The 23,541-nt window shown below is 31.2% G+C and carries 23 protein-coding genes and 1 tRNA gene; 11 read left to right on the top strand and 13 right to left on the bottom strand.

Going from position 1 to position 23,541, the window contains the following annotated elements; genetic code table 11:
* The first annotated feature begins 125 nt into the window (after nt 1-125).
* The 4 genes from hemW to B3R94_RS12550 all read left to right on the top strand — a co-directional run bounded on the left by hemW (nt 126) and on the right by B3R94_RS12550 (nt 5,517).
* Nucleotides 126-1,253, top strand: coding sequence for a radical SAM family heme chaperone HemW (hemW, locus tag B3R94_RS12565; protein ID WP_115000397.1), 1,128 nt, complete (start codon nt 126-128; stop codon nt 1,251-1,253).
* 17 nt (nt 1,254-1,270) lie between these two features.
* On the top strand, nt 1,271-2,080 hold the full coding sequence (gene murI / locus B3R94_RS12560; protein ID WP_125349482.1) for a glutamate racemase: 810 nt from the start codon (nt 1,271-1,273) through the stop codon (nt 2,078-2,080).
* A 63-nt stretch (nt 2,081-2,143) separates the two neighbouring features.
* Nucleotides 2,144-3,376 carry an ornithine--oxo-acid transaminase gene (gene rocD / locus B3R94_RS12555; RefSeq protein ID WP_115000400.1) on the top strand — a complete coding sequence of 411 codons (1,233 nt, stop codon included), beginning with the start codon at nt 2,144-2,146 and terminating at the stop codon, nt 3,374-3,376.
* 77 nt (nt 3,377-3,453) lie between these two features.
* The gene (locus tag B3R94_RS12550) at nt 3,454-5,517 is read left to right on the top strand and encodes a M48 family metalloprotease (protein ID WP_115000402.1); all 2,064 of its coding nucleotides are present in this window, start codon (nt 3,454-3,456) and stop codon (nt 5,515-5,517) included.
* 22 nt (nt 5,518-5,539) lie between these two features.
* On the opposite strand, the gene pdxH is transcribed toward B3R94_RS12550, so the two are convergent.
* Nucleotides 5,540-6,187: a pyridoxamine 5'-phosphate oxidase gene (gene pdxH, locus B3R94_RS12545; RefSeq protein WP_291101219.1), complete on the bottom strand. Its 648-nt coding sequence runs from the start codon at nt 6,185-6,187 to the stop codon at nt 5,540-5,542.
* 74 nt (nt 6,188-6,261) lie between these two features.
* Here pdxH and B3R94_RS12540 point away from each other — a divergent pair, with 74 nt between their 5' ends.
* Nucleotides 6,262-6,813 (top strand): YqgE/AlgH family protein, encoded by a 552-nt coding sequence (locus B3R94_RS12540; RefSeq protein ID WP_219033938.1) that lies wholly within the window; start codon nt 6,262-6,264, stop codon nt 6,811-6,813.
* Between the two features lie 4 nt (nt 6,814-6,817).
* Here B3R94_RS12540 and B3R94_RS12535 read toward each other — a convergent pair whose 3' ends face one another.
* On the bottom strand, nt 6,818-7,627 hold the full coding sequence (locus B3R94_RS12535; protein WP_125349477.1) for an aminotransferase class IV: 810 nt from the start codon (nt 7,625-7,627) through the stop codon (nt 6,818-6,820).
* Between the two features lie 11 nt (nt 7,628-7,638).
* Nucleotides 7,639-8,022 (bottom strand): START-like domain-containing protein, encoded by a 384-nt coding sequence (locus B3R94_RS12530; protein ID WP_038330532.1) that lies wholly within the window; start codon nt 8,020-8,022, stop codon nt 7,639-7,641.
* A 115-nt stretch (nt 8,023-8,137) separates the two neighbouring features.
* Here B3R94_RS12530 and B3R94_RS12525 point away from each other — a divergent pair.
* Nucleotides 8,138-8,211, top strand: a tRNA-Met gene (locus tag B3R94_RS12525).
* A gap of 60 nt (nt 8,212-8,271) precedes the next feature.
* Here the strand turns inward: B3R94_RS12525 and B3R94_RS12520 are convergent.
* Nucleotides 8,272-9,051 (bottom strand): DUF6515 family protein, encoded by a 780-nt coding sequence (locus B3R94_RS12520; protein ID WP_369012329.1) that lies wholly within the window; start codon nt 9,049-9,051, stop codon nt 8,272-8,274.
* Complete coding sequence (locus B3R94_RS14295; RefSeq protein WP_160279569.1) at nt 8,990-9,124, bottom strand: Phr family secreted Rap phosphatase inhibitor; 135 nt, start codon at nt 9,122-9,124, stop codon at nt 8,990-8,992. The genes B3R94_RS12520 and B3R94_RS14295 overlap by 62 nt, the downstream gene beginning before the upstream one ends.
* Before the next feature lie 231 nt (nt 9,125-9,355).
* On the opposite strand from B3R94_RS14295, the gene B3R94_RS12515 reads away from it, so the two are divergent.
* Nucleotides 9,356-10,405, top strand: a complete 1,050-nt coding sequence (locus B3R94_RS12515; RefSeq protein WP_038330727.1) for a nucleoid-associated protein — start codon at nt 9,356-9,358, stop codon at nt 10,403-10,405.
* 42 nt (nt 10,406-10,447) lie between these two features.
* On the opposite strand, the gene B3R94_RS12510 is transcribed toward B3R94_RS12515, so the two are convergent.
* A complete protein-coding gene (locus tag B3R94_RS12510) occupies nt 10,448-11,143 on the bottom strand; it encodes a LytR/AlgR family response regulator transcription factor (protein ID WP_280061525.1) in 696 nt (231 codons plus the stop codon).
* The gene (locus B3R94_RS12505; protein ID WP_291101213.1) at nt 11,140-12,192 is read right to left on the bottom strand and encodes a sensor histidine kinase; all 1,053 of its coding nucleotides are present in this window, start codon (nt 12,190-12,192) and stop codon (nt 11,140-11,142) included. Before B3R94_RS12505 ends, B3R94_RS12510 begins: the two co-directional genes overlap by 4 nt.
* Nucleotides 12,193-12,324: 132 nt before the next feature.
* Here B3R94_RS12505 and B3R94_RS12500 point away from each other — a divergent pair, with 132 nt between their 5' ends.
* On the top strand, nt 12,325-12,780 hold the full coding sequence (locus B3R94_RS12500; protein ID WP_291101210.1) for a DUF420 domain-containing protein: 456 nt from the start codon (nt 12,325-12,327) through the stop codon (nt 12,778-12,780).
* On the opposite strand, the gene B3R94_RS12495 is transcribed toward B3R94_RS12500, so the two are convergent.
* From B3R94_RS12495 to B3R94_RS12475, 5 genes are all read right to left on the bottom strand, one after another.
* The gene (locus tag B3R94_RS12495) at nt 12,781-13,239 is read right to left on the bottom strand and encodes a GNAT family N-acetyltransferase (RefSeq protein WP_291101207.1); all 459 of its coding nucleotides are present in this window, start codon (nt 13,237-13,239) and stop codon (nt 12,781-12,783) included.
* A gap of 52 nt (nt 13,240-13,291) precedes the next feature.
* Nucleotides 13,292-13,810 carry a hypothetical protein gene (locus B3R94_RS12490; protein ID WP_038330521.1) on the bottom strand — a complete coding sequence of 173 codons (519 nt, stop codon included), beginning with the start codon at nt 13,808-13,810 and terminating at the stop codon, nt 13,292-13,294.
* Complete coding sequence (locus B3R94_RS12485) at nt 13,807-14,235, bottom strand: hypothetical protein (RefSeq protein ID WP_038330520.1); 429 nt, start codon at nt 14,233-14,235, stop codon at nt 13,807-13,809. The genes B3R94_RS12490 and B3R94_RS12485 overlap by 4 nt, the downstream gene beginning before the upstream one ends.
* A gap of 10 nt (nt 14,236-14,245) precedes the next feature.
* The gene (locus B3R94_RS12480) at nt 14,246-15,415 is read right to left on the bottom strand and encodes a sigma-54-dependent transcriptional regulator (protein WP_291101205.1); all 1,170 of its coding nucleotides are present in this window, start codon (nt 15,413-15,415) and stop codon (nt 14,246-14,248) included.
* Between the two features lie 97 nt (nt 15,416-15,512).
* Entirely contained in the window at nt 15,513-17,153 is a 1,641-nt protein-coding gene (locus B3R94_RS12475) for an AMP-binding protein (protein ID WP_291101202.1), read from the bottom strand.
* A gap of 218 nt (nt 17,154-17,371) precedes the next feature.
* Between B3R94_RS12475 and B3R94_RS12470 the strand changes: the two genes are divergently transcribed.
* Nucleotides 17,372-17,863: a DinB family protein gene (locus B3R94_RS12470; RefSeq protein WP_291101198.1), complete on the top strand. Its 492-nt coding sequence runs from the start codon at nt 17,372-17,374 to the stop codon at nt 17,861-17,863.
* 29 nt (nt 17,864-17,892) lie between these two features.
* On the opposite strand, the gene B3R94_RS12465 is transcribed toward B3R94_RS12470, so the two are convergent.
* Nucleotides 17,893-19,422 carry a SulP family inorganic anion transporter gene (locus B3R94_RS12465; RefSeq protein WP_291074615.1) on the bottom strand — a complete coding sequence of 510 codons (1,530 nt, stop codon included), beginning with the start codon at nt 19,420-19,422 and terminating at the stop codon, nt 17,893-17,895.
* A 182-nt stretch (nt 19,423-19,604) separates the two neighbouring features.
* Between B3R94_RS12465 and B3R94_RS12460 the strand changes: the two genes are divergently transcribed.
* Both B3R94_RS12460 and B3R94_RS12455 read left to right on the top strand, forming a co-directional pair.
* Nucleotides 19,605-22,403 carry a TonB-dependent receptor gene (locus B3R94_RS12460; protein WP_291101195.1) on the top strand — a complete coding sequence of 933 codons (2,799 nt, stop codon included), beginning with the start codon at nt 19,605-19,607 and terminating at the stop codon, nt 22,401-22,403.
* Nucleotides 22,404-22,409: 6 nt separating this feature from the next.
* Nucleotides 22,410-23,459, top strand: coding sequence for a phytase (locus B3R94_RS12455; protein ID WP_291101192.1), 1,050 nt, complete (start codon nt 22,410-22,412; stop codon nt 23,457-23,459).
* Nucleotides 23,460-23,541 lie beyond the last annotated feature (82 nt).

Raw genomic sequence — 23,541 nt, 5'->3', positions numbered from 1 at the left:
GTATTTTATTTTCGTTGATAAAGATATAAGATTTATTTACAAAACCAATATTAATTTTTAGTTTTTTTTATAACAATTTTTTTAGCCTATAATTTCATTATAATTTTGCTTCAAATCATAATATTTTGGCAGGAATTTATATTCATATCCCGTTTTGTAAACAAAAATGCAGCTATTGCGACTTTCATTTTTCGACAAATCTTCAACATAAATCAAATTTAATTCAAGCAATTAATAAAGAACTTGAGATCAGAAAAGATGAAATTTCAACACCTTTAGAAACGATTTATTTTGGAGGAGGAACACCTTCTATCCTGTCCGAAATTGAATTAGAAAGTATTTTCGAAACGATTTATAAAAATTATTCAACCAAAAATTTAAAGGAAATTACACTCGAAGCGAATCCTGATGATTTGAATAAAGAAAAACTTAATTTCTTAAAATCAACTCCGATTAATCGTTTTTCGATTGGTGTTCAATCATTTTTTGAAGAAGATTTGAAATTAATGAATCGCGCACATAATGCACAAGAAGCTGAAACTTCGATAAAATTGGCGCAAGATTTTGGTTTCGAAAATATCACTATTGATTTGATTTATGGTTCTACGACCACAACCAACGAAATGTGGAAGCAAAATTTGCAAAAAGCAATTGAGCTGAATGTTCCACATATTTCTTCTTATGCGTTAACAGTCGAAGAAAAAACAATTTTAGATCATCAAATCAAAAAAGGAATCACAAAACCGGTTGATGAAGATCGTCAAAACGAACAATTTCAACTTTTAGTTGACACTTTAACTTCGAATGATTTTATTCAATATGAAATCTCCAATTTCGGAAAAGAAGAGTATTTTTCTTTACACAATTCTAATTATTGGAAAGGAATTCATTATTTAGGAATTGGACCTTCTGCGCATTCTTATAACGGAAAAACTCGTGCTTGGAACATTGCAAATAATTCTAAATACATACAAGCTATCAACGAAAATAATCTACCTCAAGAAATTGAAGTTTTAAATGAAGTAGAAAAATTTAATGAAATGATAATGATAGGATTGAGAACAATTTATGGAATAGATTTAAATCGAATTAATTCAGAATTTTCTCAACCTTTAGTTAATTCTTTTCATCAAGAACTCAATCAATTAATCAACGAAAATTTAGTCGAAAAGAAAGAAAATAAAATTATTTTGAAACCCGAAGCAAAATTTTTCGCAGACGGAATTGCTTCTAGATTATTTTACATCAATTAATTTGTTAAATTTGCGATATGAATGATAACAGACCAATTGGTGTTTTCGACTCTGGAGTTGGTGGTTTGACGTTTGCAAAAGAAATAAAACGTCTGCTACCAAACGAAAGTTTGATCTATTTTGGCGATACTCAAAATTTGCCTTATGGAGAAAAATCGAAAGAAGCGATTACACAATTTTCGGTAGACATTACTAATTTTTTAATAGACAATAATTGTAAAGCGATTTTAGTTGCATGTAATTCTGCAACCGCTAATTCGTTGAAAGAAATTAGAGAAGCTGCAGGAAAAGATGTTCCTGTTATCGATGTTATTTCGCCTGTTGCGGAGAAAGTTTCGTTCGAATTAAGAGAAAAGATAGGTGTTATTGCAACAAAAGCAACTGTAAATTCGGGCGCGTACAAGAAAGCAATTCGTCGTCGAAATAAACATATTACGGTTATTGAAATGGCTACTCCTCTCTTAGTACCTGTTATCGAAGAGGGTTTTACAAATTCTACGATTTCTAAAGCAGTTTTAGAAACGTATTTATTGAACAAAAAATTAGAAGGAATTGATTCGATTATTTTAGGATGTACGCATTATACACATCTGGAAAAAGAAATCAATCAAGTATTTGAAGGAAAAGTTGATATCGTAAATTCACCTTTAATTGTCGTGAATCAAGTAATTTATCAATTGGCAAAAGAAGGAAAATTGGCTGCGAAAGATACTGTTGCAAACTATACATTTTATATTTCTGACAATACAGATAATATTATAAAAGTGGCAAAAAAATTCTTTGGAAAAGATATTCAATTAATTGAGAAAAATTTAGAAACGAAATAGAACCGACCATTATTTGTCGGTTTTTTTATAAAATATTACGAACAAACAATAACAAATCATTACATGGAAAAATCAGCAGAATTAATTGCATTAGAAGAAAAATACGGAGCGCATAACTATCACCCACTTCCAGTTGTATTGGAAAAAGGTGAAGGTGTTTACGTTTGGGATGTTGATGGAAAAAAATATTTCGACTTTTTATCAGCTTATTCAGCTGTTAATCAAGGTCACTGTCATCCTAGAATTATTAAAGCGTTGAAAGATCAAGCCGAAAAATTAACGTTAACTTCTCGTGCTTTTTATAATGCGGAATTAGGAAAATACGAAAAATTTATCACAGAATTATTCGGTTTCGATAAAGTATTGCCAATGAATACGGGTGCAGAAGCTGTAGAAACAGCGCTAAAAATTGCTCGTAAATGGGGTTACGAAAAGAAAGGAATTCCAACTGGTGAAGCGATTATTGTAGTATGTAAAGACAATTTCCATGGTCGTACAACTACTATTATTTCTTTCTCGAATGATGAAGATGCACGTAAAAATTTCAATCCTTACACAAGTGGTTTCGAAGCTGTAGAATACAATGATGTTGAAGCTTTGAAACAAATTTTAGAAGAAAAAGCAGATAAAATTTGTGGATTCTTAGTAGAACCAATTCAAGGAGAAGCTGGTGTTAATGTACCTTCTGAAGGATATTTGAAAGCTTGTGAAGAATTATGTAAACAACATAATGTTTTATTTATCGCGGACGAAATTCAAACAGGAATCGCACGTACAGGAAAAATGTTAGCAATCGATCACGAAAATATTGATGCTGATGTTTTAATCTTAGGTAAAGCCGTTTCAGGTGGAGCTTATCCAGTATCTGCAGTTTTAGCAAATGATGAAATAATGAATGTCATCAAACCAGGACAACACGGTTCTACTTATGGAGGTAATCCATTAGCTGCGGCTGTTGCTACAGAAGCTTTGCAAGTTGTTTTGGACGAAAAATTAGCTGAAAATTCTGAAAAATTAGGACAAATTTTTAGAACAGAAATCACGAAAATGGCTGAAGAATTTCCATTATTCAAATCAGTTCGTGGAAAAGGTTTATTAAATGCAATTTTAATCAACGATACACCAGAATCTGAAACAGCATGGAATTTCTGTGTTGCAATGAAAGACAACGGATTATTAGCCAAACCTACACACGGAAACATCATTCGTTTCGCTCCTCCTTTAGTGATGAACGAAGAACAATTACACGAATGTTTAGCGATTATTCGTAAAACTGCACAAGAGTTTAATAAATAATCAACAATAAAATGATATAGAAAAAACCTGATGAAATTTCATCAGGTTTTTTTATATTCGAAACTTTAATTAACACTATGAATTCTTTTAAAATAAACGTTTCCGAAACGTACAAAAAGGCGCAAAAAAAATCGGCAGTATGGATTGCTCTTTTCTTGATTACTCTCTTCTTTTCTACAATTTTGAGCATCATCATTTTCATAATTTGTGTTTGTGGAGGAATCGCTATCGTCATTGCTAAACCAATGTGGATTACCATTTTTTTAGGTTTGGGACTGTTGGCTTTAGGAGGTTTAATCGTTTACTATAATATTAAATTTATTCTAAATATTTTCAAAAAAACAGCTACAAATGGAATTGAAATTTTTGAAACGGATCAACCAGAATTATTCAAATTAATAAAAGCAACCGCAGATAAAGTTGGCACAAAACATCCCAAAAAAGTATTTATTATTGATGATGTAAATGCATATGTTTCCTACTCGAACAATTTACAAAGTTTAGTTTTTCCAACGAGAAAAAATTTGTCAATTGGTGTTGGTTTGCTTCATGGTATTTCTCAAAATGAGTTAAAAGGAATTATTGCGCACGAATTTGGGCATTTTTCTCAAAAATCAATGACAATTGGTAGTCATGTTGGGAATGCGACCAAAATTATGGAAGATATTTTATACAGTAATCAAACCTTAAAATTTGATGTCGATAATTTAGGTCAAATTAATGGAATTGTTGGTTTTATTTCGATGGGCGCTGTTGCTTACAATAAAATGATTGAATCTATTTTGAAAATAATTCACAAAAAATTAGAATTTAATTATCTAAAATTAAGTCGAGAAATGGAATTTCATGCGGATCAAATTGCAACAAATGTTGTGGGAATTGAGACGATGAGCAAACCATTATTGAGAATAGAATTGTATCAATTTGTTTACCAAGAATTAGCCAATTTTTATACAAGTTTACAAGATGATAAAAAGTTTTCGACTAATATTTATCAAAATATGAATCAATTAGTTGACTTTTATATCGATGATTACGAACTTTCTTTAGAAAATAATTTAGCAATTGTTGGAATTAATGAATTTAATCAAAATCATTCTTTACTACAATTTGAAGATTTATGGTCGACGCATCCAGAAATGGACAAACGTTTAGCAAATATAGCGTCTACAAATCATCATTCTGAGATAGACAAATCTCCAAAAGCCATTACATTACTTCAAAAAAATAATGAATTTGAAGAAGAATTTACATTCAATTTTTTCTTTCAATTAAATTTATATCGTGTCAATGAAATAGACAATTCAGAATTTATTGAAACGTTTAAAAGCATTCATAATAAATACAATTACCCTAAAGTTTACAATCATTTTTTTTCAAATTATGATTTACCTTTTGATCGAATTAAAAAAGCTGATTTAACGGATAAACAACAAAATATTCCTACGAATGAATTGTTTTCGGATGAAAATATTATAGTTGCAAAACAATATTTAGCTTTACAAATTGATTTATTGCAATTAGATTTTTTTTCCAGTCAAAAAAAGCCGCAACCATTCAAATACAACAATGTTGTTTACAATAAAAAACAAGATGTACTGAAAATTAAAGAAGAATTGGAGCAAATAAATAAGGAAAAAGAAGTTGAGTTTTCTGAATATTTAGACAATATCAAAATCTTTTTCAGATCTAATTTAGATGAACAAAAATCTATTTTATTAGAAGATTGTATCAAAGTTGAAGCAGATTTATCAGCGAATATTCAATTGGTAAATGAAATTAGAACTCATATTAATTTTGCAACAAAACCTATTCACGAAAAACTAAGAATTGAGGCTTTAACAGTTCTGAATGATCGAGTAGAACAACTGAAAAAAGTAACAAAAGATATTCTACAAAGTGAAATAGCAAAAGAAAAAATAACAATTCGAGAAATTGAAAATGCGCAATATTTTATAGATGAAGATTGGATTTTCTTTTTTGACTCTACAGGTTATAACAACAATGCTTTTGAGAATTTGATTGAAAATTTATACTTTGTAGATCAAATTTCAAATAATTTATTGTTTCAAAAGAAATCTGCTTTTCTAAAAGAATACGAACCATTGTTAGACTATACATCAAAAACAAAAGCCTCTTAATTAGAGGCTTTTGTTTTATATCTTAAGGTGCTAAACGCTCTTTTTTCCAATCAAAATCGTCTTGTAAAACATAACGAACTCTATCGTGTAAACGACTTGGACGTCCTTGCCAAAACTCTATCTCAGTTGGGCGAATCAAGAAACCTCCCCAATGTGCTGGACGAGGAATTTCTTTTCCTTCGTATTTTTTTTCTAATTCCAATTCCTCTGCCGTCAAATCTTCGTGCTCATCAATCACAGAACTTTGCGCCGAAATCCAAGCACCTAACTGGCTACTTCTTGGACGTGTTTCGAAATATCCATCCGAATTATTATCCGAAGTTTTTTCAGCCACACCTTTTATAATAATCTGTCTTTCTAGAAATGGCCAAAAAAATGACAAACAAACATGCGGATTCTCTAACAAAGCTTTTCCTTTCTGACTATTGTAATTCGTATAAAAAATAAAACCTTCGTCCGTATATCTTTTCAATAAAACAACACGCGTTCTCGGAAATCCATCTTCACCAATCGTTGCAACAGACATCGCATTTGCTTCATCCACTCCATCCGATTCTTCAGCTTGCAGAAACCAATCACGAAATTGTTCGATCGGATTTTCTCTTAACGAATCAAAATTCATCGACTGTTTTTCGTAAACTTTTCTTTTATAACTTAAATCTTGTTTCATTAATGATTATTTTATATTTTTAAACAGCTAATTGTATATTTCGTTAAGATTTACGTAACAAAACCGAAACAAAAATGTCTATCAAAAGTATAAAAAAAGGAGCTATTTTGGTCGCAAAACCAACATTAAGTAACGATATTTTTCAGAGAAGTGTAATTTTAATTACAGAACACTTAGAATCTGGAAGTATTGGTTTTATTCTTAATCATTCTTCTCATATTCCGATTAGTATTTTTGTGTCTGAAATGGAGTCTGCATCTATTGTTTTTGAAGGTGGACCTGTCGATAAAGAAAACATCTATTATATTCACAAACGACCTGATTTAATCAGAAATAGTGAAAAAATTACTGAAAATTTATATTGGTCTGGCGTGTATGAAGATGTGCGTGATGCAGTAAATCAGAATTTGATTAGTCAAGATGAAATCAAGTTTTTTATTGGATATTGTGGTTGGGCACCAAAGCAAATCAAAGATGAATTAAACAATAATTCGTGGGCTGTAACGGATTTGGATTTTGATATTTTTGAGCGTTGGGATGCTGATTTGTGGAAAAAATTGATGAAACAGCTTGGAGGTGAGAACTTAATTTGGCTAAACACCCCCGCTGATCCTTCTATGAATTAATCAATTATAAATACTTAAAAATCGATTTTGTTTTGTCTAAAGTGTATTCTTTTTTACGATTTTTGGTAATTGGTAAAATTCCAATTCCATCAATCAAAATGAAAACTTCTTCTGCCTTCTGAATTTCAAATGGAAAAATTTCGACTTCTTCTACTTTAAATTCTTCGGCTTTATTAATTTTTGTAATGAAATTATTTCTCAAAACACTAGTAATAACACCTTCTTCTTTTTTCGGTGTACGAATCGTTTCTCCATTCACAACAAAAATATTTCCTCGTAAAGAACGCGCCATTTTTTTGTTTGCATTTACCAAAATAATATCAGCATAATCATTCTCTAAACGATAGATTTCTGCAATATTTTCTTCTGGACGATACGTATTCACGAGTGAATAAAATGCAGTATTGATCGCATAATCTTTGTAAACATCAATTTCGTTTTCAGCTTGTAAAAACTCCCAATCATTTTCACTATTTTCAATGGAAATCAAATAATTGATGGATGCTTTTAGATAATCTTCCTCATCATTTCTGAACGCAAAAAATTCTACTTTCCCTGATTTGGTCTGATTTGCTTCTGCTAATAAATTGATTTGTTCTTGAAAAAATTCTGGTGTAAAATCTAACGGAATATTCATGCGGTAAATACGCATAGAAGCCATTAAATTGAAATAATGATCTTCCCAATCAATAATTTCACCATTTACAAATCGCAAAATTTCTTTTACAGCATCACCATTACGAAAAGCTCTGTTCTGAATTCCTATTTCTGCATTTGCTTTTTCGACAATAACGCCACCTAAGTTAATTTTCAAAATAATAGATTTTAAACAGATCCTAAGATTTTTTTTAGATCTTCAATTTGACTTTCCCACAATTGTTTTGATTCTTCTACTTCGTCTTCATCAGCAAAATCTGTAATAACTAATGATACATCGTTCGTTAAATCGTCTTCTACAATTGTTAATTCGAAGAAATATTTTGTATCTTCATCATATTCCCATTGAAAGCGCACGTATCCATCTTGCTTAGATTTCATCAAAAATGCAGATTCTTCGTGTCCATCCCAAATAAAAGTATATTTTTCTCCACGAGAATTTACGTTATCTGCAAACCATTCTGATAAACCAGAAGGGTTTGAAATATAGTTATATAGCAAAGACGGTGAAGACTTGATTGAAAATTCTACTTGATATTTCTTTTTTGGCATAATTCTATTTTATTGAAGTCGCAAGATATAAAATGAATTGTATCTACCAAAGAAAATCAAAATAAGTTTTGTTATAAAATCAAAAAAAAATTACCTTTGCAAAAATTAAAATTTAGGCGAGGTAGCTCAGATGGTTAGAGCGCAGGATTCATAACCCTGAGGTCGGCAGTTCGATTCTGCTCTTCGCTACAAATAAAAAGCCCAAACAGACAATCTGTTTGGGCTTTTACTTAACTACTAAAACCTATACTAATCTAAATAACCTACTACTTGATAAGCTCTTGTTCCTCTATTGTAAATTTTTTGGTACAAAACACCTCCAAATTCATACAGATATTCTCCTCCATAATCTACTCTTTCATATCCTGCTGGTAACGCATATACGATAGCACCTAGTGGAGCTTGAACTACTTCATAATAATTTCTATTAGGGCTGTAATAAACTCCTTCGTAGAAATAATATGGATTTCTATTACCAATATTAATTGTTACATAACCTACTGGTAAAATATTAATTCTAAATCCTACGTATGGCATATATCTCACATATCCATTGTTATAAGGACGATAGTAAATACCGTTGTTTCCGTAGAAATTATAACTGTTGTACGAATACTTGTTATAGTTTCTTACATTCACATTAGAAACTGGTCGGTTTCCTCTGTTGTATGAACTAGAATTTATACGAACTGGATTGTTGTAGAAATCTCTGTTTTTTAAACTCTCAGATCTGTTGCCTTGATTTCCTTGGCTATTTTCTCTGTTATTTCTACTATTATTCCAATCTTTGTTAGAACTTGGTCTACTACTTACAATCGCTGTATTGTTTCTATCTATACGTGTACTCGTTTCACGTTCTGTTCTATTTGTAGAGTTTTTCCAAGATTCATTCGTAGAATTACCGCGATCTATTCTTTCTGTTCTATTTCCTTCAATACGACTAGTTCTATTTTCTGTTCTAGCCATTTCAGAGCGTCCATTTCCTTGACTTCTTGAAGTTGCTTCTCTCACCACCTCTTTGACCTCTATCTTGAGCATTTACACCAACAGCTAACATGGCTGTAAAAGCTACTCCTAAAAGTGTAAATCTAATTTTTTTCATCATCCAACTTTTTAATAAATTAAGACATCTCTCCTAATACTATTTCCGTGCCATAATTATAAATTTTAAGCATACAAAATCAATAAATCATCAAAATAATTTATAAGCCATTCAAATTCAATGAATTGCATTAACAATTTTGTTTGACAATTTTGTTAAATATTTTTATTCCTGACATCGTTTGTATTGATTTCTGAATTGATTACTTTTGTTTTTAAGAAATTATATAAAATGATTGACGTTAAAAATGCTTACATCGCCTTTATTAGTTTACAAAAAGTTGGACATAAAGTTCGAGAAGAAGCTAACATTTTTGCCGATAAAACACTAGAATACGATGAATCTAAGGAAGAACAATTGGTTCCTTTCTTATTAAGTCCGTTCAAAAAAACACTCGAAATTAATCGTTTCACGCATTATACAGAAAAATTAGAATTTAATGTTTTGTACAATCAATGCAAGCAAATGTTTGATGAAGAAATAGATTTTATCGATTTTTCGCAAGAAGTTTTAAGTCATTTATACGAGAAATCATTACATCCGCAGATCAAAAGTGGTGAAGTTTTTATTGCCCTTTTCGAAAATATGATGTTCGACGGAATTCCTTGCCGTGGAATTGGAATTTATAAATTAGAGAATAAGAAGAAATTCTTGCGTTTTGACGAATCACGTGGTTTAGATTACAACATTTGGAAAGGTTATAAGCTAGAAGGAATCGACAAAGCCTGTCTTATTCTTGATGCTTATCGCGACGAAGGTTTCCGCGTCTACTCTATCGATGATAAAAATGTGGAGTCAGAATATTGGAAGAAAAATTTCTTGGAAATTGATTTGATTAAGGATAACAATTACCATACGAAGAAATATATGGAGTTGATTACAGATTTCTCGAATGATTTTCTTTTGGATAAAACAGACAAAAAACAACAAGCAGAATTTATCTCAAATTCGATAAATGTGTTGAATTCGAATGAAGTTGTAACGAATGAAATTTTTGAAGATCAAGTTTTGAAACCTTTCGAAATTATTGATGAATTCAAAGAATATAAGAAAGATTATAGCGAAAATAATCGTGTTGAATTTGTGGAAGCTTTCGAAGTTTCAGTTCCAACTTTGATGAAAGAATCTAAGAAAATTAAAAGTGAAATTAAATTAGATACAAAGATTAACATCAAATTAGATTTGACAAATCCTGATGCAGCCGAAGAATATTTGGAGCGTGGTTTTGACGAAGAAAAGAAAATGTATTATTATAAAGTCTACTTTAACTCAGAACAATAATAGTTAAATAACAATTACAAGCTCCAAAATTTTGGAGCTTTTTTATTTGATATACTTCTCAAAATCAGATTTATATTTCTCTGATAAATTAAATTCTTTCTTTCCTATTATTAAATTATTTTTCCCAAAAGAAGTCACTTTATTAAAATTGATAATATGCGAACGATTAATCTGAATAAAATTATCAGGTAAATTTTCCTTCATTTTTTTCAATGTCATCAACGGAATATACGGTAACTCCTTTTCCTCAGAATATATTTTCAAATAATCCTTCATACTTTCGATATACAAAATAGACGAAAGCTTTATTTTTACTTGCTTTGCATCAATTTTAATGAAAATATCGTCGTTTTGTTTCAATAAATTTTCAAGATTTTTTTGATGTTTTATTTTAGAAATTGTTCGTTCAAAATCTTCAAAACTATAAGGTTTAAGCAAAAAATCTGTTGCCGAAACTTTAAAACCTTCTATCGCATAATTGCTATAAGCAGACACAAAAACAATTGACGCTTTTACATCATTTTCTGACAACGATTTTACAAAATCAATTCCATTTAACTCGGGCATTTCAATATCCAAAAAAATACAATCAACTTGATTTTTAAGTAGAAATAATTGGGCAGATTGAGAAGAATTAAAACTCGCAACCAACTCTAAATCATCAGAATGACGAATAAAATTCTCTAACAATTTCAACGCTAAAGGCTCATCATCAATCGCAATACAGGTTAATTTCATTTCAACTTAATTTTTAGTAAACATTTGTAAACGTTTGATTCTATCTTTGCAACATATTCATAATTTGACGAATACATAATTTCTAAACGTTTTAGCGTATTTTGAATTCCAATATTTTTAGAACGATTAACTCGTTTATTATCAAAGATTTCATTTGTTGTTTCTAAAATTAATAATCCATTTTCAACATTAATCTTCAAACAAATTCCACAATCTTTCGTCGTCGAAATTCCATATTGAAAAGCATTTTCTATAAACGTCAACAATATCATTGGCGCAATTTCTAACTCATTTTCATAAGTAGAAATCTCAACTTTTAACGTTACATTTTCTGGAATCCGAAAACGCATCAAATCAATATAATTTTCGATAAAACTAATTTCATCTTTCAGTAAAACTTTATCATTTTGCTCTTCATTCAACACAAAACGCATCATTTTAGCCATTTTCTGAATTGCAATTCTCGACTTCTCAACTTCAAAATAAGTTAACGAATGAATCGTATTTAATGTATTGAAAAAGAAATGCGGATTAATTTGCGCTTTCAAAACACTTAATTCAGCTTTGGTTTTTTCTTCTTTCAACAAAAATTTTTTCTTTTCTTCTTTGTTCCAATTTTTAATCAAATGAGATGAAATTCCAATCGCGAAAATTAGTAAAGCAAAAATTGAAATATAAATCGAAATGAAAAATGAATTTTGCTTCGCATTTGTTGGCTGATTTGGATGTAATATTTGATGAAGTTTTTGATTTAATTGCAACATTTCTTCTACTTGATTCATCACAAGAATCAGAAAAATGGTCAAAATTATTAACGTTAAAATATACAAAACGCCATTTTTTCTCCAACTAATTTTTGGCAATAAAAAACCTACATTCAAATAATACAATATCATTAAAAAGACAAGTAAAATTGCATGATAAACGTAGTGTTCTAGTGGTAAATTGATGCGATAGGTAAGCGGAAAAATGATGAAAAAGATAAATGCAATTCCGATCCATCCCAATAAATGGAAAATAAGTGGATATTTTTTCACGAAATCTTGCATCTTCAAAACTTTTAGCGAAGTAACGAAAAAGCTTTTGGAAAGTGAACTAATTTGGTCGTGAAAAATTTGTAGTTCGTCTAAAAAAATTGTTCAATTCCGCTGTGACAAATACTTTTGAATAAAAATTATTTCATGATGTCAATTAGTCAAATCGTCGTTTACGGCATGTTAATTTTATCAATATTTGCTCCTTTTATTGCTTTGTATGCGGTAAAATTAGTAAAACAAGGAAAATATGAGCAACATATAAAAGTTCAAAAAAACTTATTTTATGCTTGTGTTACAGGCGTTATTTTATTGGAATTAACGATTCGTTTTTCTGGAGGTTCTGGTAGTTTGGTAAAAGTGAGTCCATATTTAGCAACAACGTTTTTTCATACCACACTTTGGGCACATATTATTGGAGCTGTTTTAACGTATATTGTTTGGGCTTTTACAATTTTCAAATCGAAAAATCAAAATAAGAAAAAACAATTACCTGGAAGATTTTCAACGAGTCATCGTAAGTTGGGTTATGTTGTAATTATCGGACTTTTTTATACAGGAATTACAGCTTTGATGGTTTGCTCAATGGCTTTTTTCTTGTAATTAATTCAATTTCAAAATACATTGATAATTCAAAATCTCAAAACCATTTTTCAGCCAAAAACCTTTTGCAAATTGATTTTCAGCTGTAAATTCTAATTCAATATATGCTTGGTCGTTCAAGAAATTTATCGCTTCTTTAACCAATTTAGAAGCGATGTTTTGATTGCGATAATTTGCATCAACATACAACGAATCTATTCTTCCTTTTGATTTAATCACAAAATATTTCGGACGAAGATGTTTCGAACAAATAATATATCCCGTCAACTGATTTTCTATTTCGGCTACAAATATTTTTATATTCTGTTGATGTAAAATTCCCTTGAAAAAATCATCAATATCATGTTTGTAGGTCAAATCTATTTGATACAATGCATTAAACTCTTGATGATGTTGTAACAATTTTATCATCATTCTTTTCAGTTCAGGAATATCATTTTCTACGGCAATTCTTATCATATCTAAAAATAAAAAAATCCAGTTAAAAAACTCTAACTGGATTTACTAAAAACTATTGTTTATCTAGTTTTATTTTGTCTTGACCTTGTTGCAATTGATACAACTCTATAATATCCTCAATTGGATAATTAAACCAATCAACTTGTTTTTTGATTTTCGAATTTTGATCTAAATACAAATATGTCGTGAATTTCATCGCTGGAAACTTCATTCCATTATAGGTATAAGGCGAAAATTCTCCGTTTGCAATAATCATCGAATCGTTAGAAAATAATTCATTTACTTTCAATAATTTATTATTTTCATATTGCATCGTTTGATCACTCCAACGAATAATATCATTCAATAAATAACGCGGATCTACCGTAGAACCTCCCGAATATTGTGCTACATTTTCATATACCAAACTATCATTGTAAAAAGACAACATTTTCTTGTAATCTTTTCGAGATGAATAATTTTCGAAAAAACGTTTTCCTAATTCATCATTTTTACTGGCTGAAGAAGAATTACAACTTACTAAAAAAGTAATTGCAATAAGACTTAAAATCCATGTAAATTTTATTTTCATTTGTCTGAAATTCTTGTTAAATAATTTTCACCATTATCATCAGCCATTCCATCTTCATTGAGAATCATAATCTCCGAATTGTCCGACCAACGTAAAAATTGAAAAGGTAATTTTTTCTTTTTTGAATCAATCTCCATCAACGATCCATCATCTTTTTTGAATAATTCTCCGTTATAAGATTGACCTTTGTATTCAGCAGTAAATTTATCATCTGCTAATTTCAAAACAATTTTATCCCCAAAATATTTTCCTTCAAAAACACCCTTATAAACAAGCGTTTCATTTGTAAAAACAGAATTTTTTTCTAAAGACAATACATCTTCATGCGATAAGCTATCTGAACTTTTATCCACTTCTACATTGTCCTTTTTACAAGAAAATAAAAAGAGTTGACTGATAAATAGCAAAAAGAAAATCTTTTTCATCTGAGATGAATTATTTTTTCACGAATTGTTCAACATCTTTTCTCGAAATTGGATCATCACCCAAAATCAATAAACGTTCAACAACATTTCTTAACTCACGAATATTTCCTGACCAATCTAATTCTTTCAAAGCATCATACGCTGAATTATCAAAAGATTTTTGACTTGTTGTATCAGTAATAAAATGTTCAACCAAAGCAGGAATATCATCCTTACGATCATTAAGTGCTGGAACATTAATAATAATTACCGCTAAACGATGGTATAAATCCTCGCGAAAACGACCTTCCTCAATCTCTTTTCGTAAGTCTTTATTTGTTGCAGCAATTACACGAACATTTACATTAATCTCTTTCTCAGAACCAACTGGCGAAACTTTTCCTTCTTGTAGCGCACGCAAAACTTTTGCTTGAGCAGAAAGACTCATATCCCCTATTTCATCTAAGAAAATTGTTCCTTCATTTGCTAATTCAAACTTACCTTGTTTGTCTTTCACAGCTCCGGTAAACGACCCTTTCACGTGACCAAATAATTCACTTTCAATTAATTCCGCTGGAATTGCAGCACAATTTACTTCAACTAAAGGTTTTACATTACGATTACTTTTTTCGTGTAAATGATGTGCAACCAACTCTTTTCCTGTTCCATTTGGACCAAGAATCAATACACGAGCATCTGTAGCAGCCACTTTATCTATAATTTGTTTCACTTCTGCAATTGCAGGAGCATCACCAATCATTTCATATTTTTTAGCAACTTTTTTCTTTAATGCTTTGTTTTCTTTCTTCAATTCTTTGTTCGAAGATAGCAACGATTTACGGTCTAAAGCATTACGAACAGTCGTCAATAATTTATTAAGATCTGGTGGTTTTGAGATAAAATCGTACGCACCTTTTTTGATCGCATCAACAGCCAAATCAACATCTCCGTGCCCCGTAATCATCACCATTGTTAGGTCTGGATTATATTCCATCGCTTCCGATAAAACCTCCATTCCATCTTTCAATGGCATTTTTATATCACTTATAATTAAGTCGTATTCTTTTTCTTTTATTTTTTCAAGCCCAACAGCTCCGTTTTCAGCTTCATCCACATTCCATTTTGGATTTTCGTCCATTAAAATGCTTTTCAAAACGTTGCGGATTGCCTGTTCATCTTCGATTAATAAGATATTTGACATCGTTTAGATCGTTTATTTTTATAAATTAAAATAGACTCAAAGATAATTGAAATAATTATTTTTAAGTCTACTTTTTAAATAGATTTTAATACTTTTTTTAAGATGTTTTCACTTTTCGAGCATTTTCTAAACCTAATTCTTTTATCGAAACTTCTCTCATTTCAATTTTTCGAATTTTTCCTGAAATTGTCATTGGAAATTCTTGTACAAATTTCCAATATTTAGGGCGTTTGAAATGAGCGATGGATAAACAATAAGCCTTCAATTCGTCTTCGGTTATAGTAATACCATCTTTCACTTTCACCCAAGCCATTACCTCTTCTCCGTATTTGATACTTGGAACGCCAATAATTTGAACATCCGAAATTGATTCATGTTCGTACAAAAAATCCTCAATCTCTTTTGGTGAAATATTTTCTCCTCCTCTAATGATAATATCTTTAATGCGTCCCGTAATGTTAATGTATCCATCTACATCCATTGTCGCTAAATCACCGGTATGCAACCAATTATTTTCGTCAATAACTTGCGCAGTTGCTTCTGGATTGTTCCAATATTTTTGCATTACAGAATAACCTCTTGTACAAAATTCACCAGCAATTCCGCGAGGTAAAATATCTCCTGTTTGTGGATCTATAATTTTAATTTCTAAATGATCTTGAACCGTTCCAACCGTCGAAACTTGCTTTTCTAAAGGCGTTCCGATAATGGTTTGTGTCGAAACTGGCGAAGTTTCTGTCATTCCATAACAAATCGAAACTTCTTTCATATTCATTTTAGCTTGCACTTTCTTCATAATTTCAATCGGACAAGGCGAACCAGCCATTACACCTGTTCTCAAAGATGTTAAATCGAAACGATCAAAATTTGGTAATTCTAATTCCGCAATAAACATAGTCGGAACTCCGTAAAGTGATGTACATTTTTCGATTTCGACTGCATTTAATGTTTTTGCTGGATCAAAACTATCCGAAGGAATCACCATACAAGCACCATGCGAAGTACAAGCCATATTGCCGATTACCATTCCAAAACAATGATAAAATGGAACAGGAATACAAACACGATCACGATGCGTATAATTTAATCGAACACCAATAAAAAAACCATTGTTCAATAAATTATGATGCGTTAAAGTTACTCCTTTTGGAAAGCCTGTTGTTCCAGATGTATATTGAATATTTACAGCATCATCAAACTGAACAGATTGCTCTATTTGATGCACTTCTGAAGTCGAAATTTCTTCTCCTTTAATCAAAAAATCATCCCAATTTTCTTCAAAAATGATGATATGTTTTAGTGATTTCGCATTGTCTTTTACATTGTTCAACATCACTTTATATTCACTTGTTTTAAAACTTAAAGCAGCGAAAACAGCCGAAATTTCTGCTTGATTTAATACAAACTCGAGTTCATTTTCGCGATAAGCAGGGTTCAAATTAACCAAAATCATTCCCACACGAGCCGTTGCATATTGTAATAACGTCCATTCTGCACGATTTGGCGCCCAAATACCTACGCGATCACCTTTTTGCAAACCAATAGCAATCAATGATTTTGCAATTTGTTCAGTTTGTGAATAAAACTCTGTGTACGTCGCTCTATAATTTTGATCAACGCAAACCAAAGCCTCTTGCTGCGGATATTTTGCAACTGTATTTCGTAAATTTTCGCCAATCGTTTCTCCTAAAAGAGGATATTGTGACGCCCCACTTGAGTATGATAAGTTAGAAATCATGTGCTTATATTCTATGTTTTTAAAATTACTTTCCAACTCAAACTTAGCAACGATTTTCAGGAAAATAAATTTATCAGATAAAAGATTCTAAATTTCTAAAAGAATCGTATTTTTTTATTAAAATCGGAAATATATTCAAAAAAATGAAGGTTTATTTTTAACAAATACTTAAAATAACTCCATCAAATTATCCTTAAATTGTAAAAAATTACTGAATAATGAATACAATAAACCACGACAATTATACTTCTATTTACGATGGAATAGAAGTTGTAGATGCTTTACAGACGCGTATTGCTGATATCAAGAAAACATTAATAATTGTAACAGAATTAGATAAATGGGATTATGCGTACGCAGATGGAAAATGGACTATCAAAGAAATGATACAACATTGTATAGATTGTGAACGTATTTTTTCTTATCGTGCGCAACATATTGCGAGAGAAGATTCGCAAACGTTGAATTTCTTTGATGAAAATGCCTATGTGTTGACTTCGAACGCAAATGAAAGAAAGCCTGAAGAGTTGATAAAAGAATGGACAAATTTGATGAAAGCAACTTACTTTCAGTTTGAATCTTTTAATGATGAAACATTAAACAAAATAGGAAAAGTTGGTGATCGAGAGTTTTCTGTTGAGAAAATTGGTTATGTAATGGCTGGTCATTCTATCCATCATATGAATGTGATTAATGAACGATATTTATAAAAAAATCAGCTTCTAAAAAGCTGACTTTTTTATTTCGGCATCACATTATAAGTTGGATCTTCTTCGATATTTACCTCAATAACGCTTTTTGCATTTTCTAATAATCGAATAGAATCTTTACTCAAATGTTGCAAAATTACAATTTTATCTTGTTGTGCATATTTAGATGTAATAATATTTAAAGCTTCGATTGCACTCATATCAACTATTCTACTCTCTTTCAAATCTATAACAATTATTCTTGGATCAGAATTAATTTCAAATTTCTCTAAAAAAGTAGAAGTCGAACCAAAGAAAAGTGGTCCATAAATCTCATATATTTTTCGTCCATTTTCATCAACAAATTTACGTGCTCGAATACGTTTAGCATTATCCCAAGCAAAAACCAAAGCCGAAACAATAACACCTACAAAAACAGCCAAAGCAAGGTTATGTAACACAATCGTGATAATCGCCACCAAAATACTTACAAACACATCCGATTTTGGCATTTTTGTTATTAATTTAAAAAATCCCCATTTAAAAGTTGAAATCGCAACCATCATCATTACACCAACAAGTGCTGCCATTGGAATTTTCTCAATCACTGGAGCACCAATTAGAATAATAATCAAGATTGTAATTGCACCAATTGCTGGTCCTAATCTCGAACGAGAACCTGCATCTAAATTAACAAATGTCTGAGCAATCATTGCACAACCTCCCATTCCACCGAAAAAACCATTTGTAATATTTGCAGCACCTTGCGCCAAACATTCTTTATTCGACGAACCTTTCGTTTCAGTCACCTCATCCACCAAAGTAAGCGTTAGCAAAGTTTCAATTAACCCAACCGAACCCATAATAATCGAATAAGGCAAAATAATTTTCAAGGTTTCTAACGTAAACGGAACACTCGGAATATGAAAACTTGGCAGTTCTCCTTTGATACTCGCAATATCACCAACAGTCTTTGTATCAATATGAAATCCGATTACCAATAGAAAAGTCACAAGAATTGCAACCAAAGAAGCTGGAATAATTTTCGTTAATTTCGGAAAGAAATAAACTATCAGAACTGTAATTAGCGTCAATCCAGCCATCGTATAAAAAGGTGTACCACTCAACCAACTCGTTATTCCATTCGTAGTTGATTTGAATTGTTCTATTTGTGACATAAAAATAACAACCGCCAAACCATTTAGAAAGCCATACATAACAGGTTGAGGAATTAAACGAACAAATCTTCCTAATTTGAAAACACCAACTACTATCTGGAAAACTCCTGCTAAAGCAACCGCAGCAAAAATATATTGCTCACCATACGTAGCATTCAACGCGATTAAAGTGATAACGGTAGCACCTGCTCCACCCGCAACCATCGCTGGTCTTCCTCCAAAAACCGCCGTTACAATTCCCATGATAAATGCACCATATAAACCTATTAAAGGTGATAAACCAGCTAAAATTGCAAACGAAAGCGATTCAGGAATCATTGTCATAGCAACAGTTAAGCCGGCTAATATTTCGTTTTTATAATTTATTTTTTGATTGAATTTTAAATATTCAGCAATCGACATCAGAAGTTTTATTTCATGCAAAAGTAACAATTACTACGCATCTAAAATTAGTAAAAAGCTAGATTAAATATCAAATTACATACTAATCATTGAAGTAATTTTATAATTGTTAAATATTTCTTAATAAATATTTAACAATTAAGATATATAGCAAGTGTATTTTTGACGAAATTTAATTTCTAATGAAACATCTTTTAAAACTCTCCTTATTCATTCTAGGTCCATTCGTTTTGGCTCAAAGCGGCGTTATCTCAGGAAAAGTTATAGATTCTAACGATCAATTTTCGTTACCAGGAGCTACAATTCGCATCGAGAATTCCAATAAATATACTGTATCTGACCAAAATGGTAATTATCAATTTCTAAATCTTACGCCTGGTATTTATACCATTTATATTGATTATTTGGGATACGAAACCATTTCAAAACAAATAGAAGTTACCGAAAATAAAACAGCCGTTATTGATTTTTCTCTAAACGCAGGTTACAATGAACTAAATGAAGTTGTTATAGTTGGAGATTATTTAAAAGGGCAAGCAAAAGCATTGAATCAACAAAAAAATAACGGAAATATTACCAATATTATTTCTTCAGATCAAGTTGGTCGTTTTCCAGATTCTAACATCGGAGATGCGTTAAAACGTGTGACTGGAGTTACAATGCAAAACGATCAAGGTGAAGCCAGAAACATTATCATTAGAGGTTTATCGCCTGAATTAAATTCGGTCATGTTAAATGGAGATCGTATTCCATCTGCCGAAGGTGATAACCGAAATGTACAAATGGATTTAATTCCTGCGGAAATGATTTCATCTATAGAAGTGAACAAAACTTTGACACCAGATATGGATGCAGACGCAATTGGTGGAGCTGTAAATCTGATTACACGTGCTGTTCCAAACAAAGAACGTATTTCTATAACAGCTTCTGGTGGTTATGCGCCAATTCGCGAAAAAGGTTTGTACAATTCGGCTTTTTTATATGGAAATAGATTCTTCAACAAGAAATTAGGTGTAGTTGTTTCAGGAAGTTATCAGGTTCAAAATTTTGGTTCAGATAATATCGAAGCTGTTTGGGACAAAGATGAAAATAAAACCTATTTGTCACAATTTCAGATTCGTAAATATGACATTCAACGTGTAAGAAGAAGTGCATCTTTTTCAGCAGATTATCAGTTTAATGAAAACAATAGAATTGACCTTTCTGCTATTTACAATTGGCGTGACGACCGAGAAAACCGTTATAGAGTAACTTATCGCGATTTAGAATTTGATGAAAAAACAGGAACTTACAAAGGAAATATACGCCGCCAAACAAAAGGTGGAATTGATAATAACCGCAATAAAAATGCGCGTTTAGAAGATCAACGTGTTTACAATGTTTCGTTGCGAGGAGAGCATTTGTTATCACCAAAAATCGATATGGATTGGGCTATTTCTTACTCAAAAGCGAGCGAAGATAGACCAAATGAGCGCTACATTGATTATCGTGTAAAAGGTGTTACGTTTAATGAAGATTTATCTGATGCAAAATATCCAAATGTAACGACAACTTCTGCAGAAGATTTGACAAAATTCAAAGTTGGTTCGTTATCAGAACAGCACGATTATACAGATGAAACAGAATTTGGTGCAAAGCTTAATTTCAGAGTTCCCTTAAGTGTTATTCCAAATCAAAAAGGACGTTTACGTTTTGGTGGTCGCCTTCGTTTGAAAGACAAAGAGCGCGAAAATATTTTCTATTCGTACGAAAGCATAGATGGAATGGGAAATTTGAGTACTCAAAATCCTGTAAATTGGTCAAGCAATCGTTTCAATGCTGGCAAAAAATATCAAGCAGGATATTTTTATTCGAATCATCAATTAGGAAATTTAGATTTAAACAATACAAATCTTTTCGAATCCAACTTGGAACCTTCTGAATACCTTGCTTCAAACTACAAAGCGAAAGAATACATTTCGGCTGGATATATTCGTTGGGATCAAGATTTATCATCTAAAACATCTTTAATAGTTGGTGTTCGTATCGAAAATACTTCTATAGATTATACTGGGAATTATGTGCAAGATGAGGAAGATTTGATTGGAGAAATCAAACACAAAAACGATTATACAAACGTTTTACCAAGTCTTTCTTTGAAACATAAATTTACAAATGATTTTATTTTGAGAGCGGCTTTCACAACAAGTATTGCACGACCGAATTATTACAGTTTAGCACCTTTTGTAAGTGTTTTGAAAGAAGATACAGAGCTTTTTGCAGGTAATCCAAATCTGAAAGCGACCTACGCCATGAATTATGATTTGATGGCTGAAAATTATTTCGAGAATATCGGAATTGTTTCGGGAGGATTCTTTTATAAAAAGTTAAACGATTTTATCTATACGTACAAAAACAATTCATTAACAACAAATGATTTCCAAACGCTTTTTCCTGACATTGCAAACCCAGTTCCTGCTGGAGAAAACTGGAAAATGACACAAGCTAGAAATGGAGATCACGTGAATGTTTTCGGATTTGAGGTAGCATTTCAGCGTCAATTAGATTTTATTCCAGGTGAATTTTTCAAACATTTGGGAATTTATCTTAATTATACATACACCGATTCGAAAGCGAAAGGAATTACCAATGAAGATGGTGATTTGAGAGAAGATCTTGATTTACCAAAAACAGCTCCGCATATGTTTAATGGTTCGTTAGCATTTGAGAACAAAAAGTTTTCTGCACGTGTTTCGGTTAATTATACAGCCGCTTATTTAGACGAAATTGGAGGAAATGCTTTCGAGGATAGTTACTATGACAAACAATTATTTTTGGATGCAAATGCGTCGTATAAATTCTCGAATCAATTGCGAATTTTTGCAGAAGCAAACAATTTAACAAATCAACCATTACGTTACTACCAAGGAGTTTCGAATCAAACAATGCAACTCGAATATTATCAACCACGTTTTACTTTAGGTCTAAAATTTGATTTCTAAACAATTATGAAAAAAATAATCATCACATTATCACTCTTCACAATTTTATTTTCTTGTGAATCCTCTAAACTGGCTCCAGTTCCTACAAATGCGGTAAAACCAACTGTTACTACAGAGCAAACACAAAATGATACTGATGATCCTGCGATTTGGATCAATTATCAGAATCCTGAAAAATCTTTAATTATTGGAACAGACAAACAAGAAGAAACAGGCGGTTTATATGCCTATGATTTGGATGGTAAAATCGTGAACCAAATCGTTCCGCTTAATCGTCCAAATAATGTGGATGTTATGTACGGTTTTCCTCTGAATGGAAAAAACGTAGACATTGCAGTACTTACCGAACGTGCAAACAATAAAATTAGAATTGTTTCGCTTCCAGATTTTAAATTGATTGACGATGGCGGAATCGAAGTTTTCAAAGACGAAACATTACGCGACCCAATGGGAATTGCGCTATACAAAAGCAAAAACAACAAGTTTTATGCAATCGTTGGTCGTAAAGATGGTGTAAGTGGCGAATATCTACATCAATATGCATTAGAAAACAAGAATGGAAAAATAGAAGCTACTTTGGTGCGTAAATTTGGAAATTATTCGGGTAATAAAGAGATTGAAGCCATTGCTGTTGATGAAGAATTAGGCTTTATTTATTACGCTGACGAAACAGCAGGAATTAGAAAATATTATGCTGATCCAGAAAAAGGAAACGAAGAAATTGCATTCTTTGGGCAAAAAGATTTTAAACGCGACCACGAAGGAATTGCAATTTATAAAACCAATGCAACAGACGGCTATATCCTAATTTCAGACCAACAAGCAAATTATTTTAATGTATACAAACGACAAGGTGAAGCTTCAAATCCAAATGAACACAAATTAATTGCTAAAATCCCAGTTTCTACTATCGAATGTGACGGAGCTGATGCGATAAACTTCAATTTTGGAACTAAATTCCCAAAAGGTTTCTTTGTTGCCATGAGCAATGGAAAAACATTCCAAATCTATGATTGGCAAATCATTCAAAACGAAATTGATAAACAAGCCAAATAATTATACATTCACACATAAAAAATCCGAGCTCATAGCTCGGATTTTTTGGTTTTATGTAATCACTGGATATCCTAACGAAAGT

Origin of the sequence: Empedobacter sp. UBA7611 (assembly GCF_002484365.1) — a bacterium.
Taxonomy (GTDB): domain Bacteria; phylum Bacteroidota; class Bacteroidia; order Flavobacteriales; family Weeksellaceae; genus Empedobacter; species Empedobacter falsenii_B.
The sequence above is the reverse complement of the archived record's forward strand: the minus strand, read 5'-3'. Positions and strand labels throughout refer to the sequence as shown.